2 protein-coding genes are annotated in these 1,067 nt (G+C 38.2%); both read right to left on the bottom strand.

The genetic code is table 11. The features are described 5' to 3' along the window. Nucleotides 1-365 (bottom strand): hypothetical protein (locus BT156_RS21715; RefSeq protein WP_139255565.1); only part of this gene is annotated, 365 nt, incomplete at its 3' end. A 23-nt stretch (nucleotides 366-388) separates the two neighbouring features. Beyond that, nucleotides 389-964, bottom strand: a complete 576-nt coding sequence (locus tag BT156_RS21710) for a hypothetical protein (RefSeq protein ID WP_072412990.1) — start codon at nucleotides 962-964, stop codon at nucleotides 389-391. Nucleotides 965-1,067 lie beyond the last annotated feature (103 nt).

The following is a 1,067-nucleotide window of genomic DNA, read 5'->3' as shown; positions in this document are numbered from 1 at the left end:
TAGTTTTTATTGGTTTGCTTGTTGTATTCTCCGTAAACCTGTACAGCCCAGGTAAGAATTTTTTCCCTGTCTCCGCGTGTTTGTCTTTCTATTTCGGCATAAGAGACTCCTGATGAAGCGATGAGATCTTTTGCAGCAGGTAAAAGCATTTCTTTTTTATAATCACTTAATTCTGCCGATGTTCTTGGCGTCGCAGGAGCAGGCTCTTTCTCCATTGCCACTTTTTTGATCGCCAGATTGAATTTTTGTACAGCTTCGGGCTTTGAAATATCCGGAGTTGTATTTGTAGCGATATTTTCATTAGCACAAGACAGAATTGTAAGCATTGAAATACTTAGAAGTAAAATTGTTTTTCTTAGTTTCATGATAATTGTTTTGAATTAAATGATTAAAATATGACAACCCAGGTTGCACCTCCAACTGTAAAAAGGGTTGCTCCCGCCATAGATGGTGGAATTACATTTCCTGTTAAATCTGAAATTACAGTGGTAGTTCCGCAAAATTGTCCCATAAAATAATATCCGCCGGCATTTACTCCGGACTGATCCTGCACACCGAATTTGATCCCGGTCCATGTTGTAAAATTGCTGAAAGTAGCAAGAACTGGTGCCGGAGCGGTATATGGAGCCGCATAATTGGAATTGAGAACCCATCTGCCTACTTGAGGGGTCGTTGGCACTGCAGCATTAAATGCAAAAGTATTATTTACATTCTTGTCATAACTGGCATCTATTGAGATTGATGGATCATTGGTGTATCCTAACTTTAATAAATTATTTGTGGCATCTCTTGCTTCCAACATTGGGGTACATCCTGTTGTTGGACTTCCTAGATTAGACTTAATCAGATGATATTCTACATAATAGGGAGTGTAATTTTGTATATAAAGAGTTCCTGGTGCTGGTGTTTGAGCAGAAATGCAATATGAAGCAACTAATGTTGCCAGTAAAAGTAGTTTTTTCATGATTTTAGTTTTCAGATTTATAGTTTTTATTGGTTTGCTTGTTGTATTCTCCGTAAACCTGTACAGCCCAGGTAAGAATTTTTTCCCTGTCTCCGCGTGTTTG

The organism is Chryseobacterium limigenitum (genome assembly GCF_900114875.1).
Lineage (GTDB): Bacteria > Bacteroidota > Bacteroidia > Flavobacteriales > Weeksellaceae > Chryseobacterium > Chryseobacterium limigenitum.
The sequence above is the reverse complement of the archived record's forward strand: the minus strand, read 5'-3'. Positions and strand labels throughout refer to the sequence as shown.

Bases quoted from the DNA above. Each gene is read 5' to 3' on its own strand.
- BT156_RS21710 (WP_072412990.1), bottom strand. From the start codon at position 964: ATGAAAAAACTACTTTTACTGGCAACATTAGTTGCTTCATATTGCATT.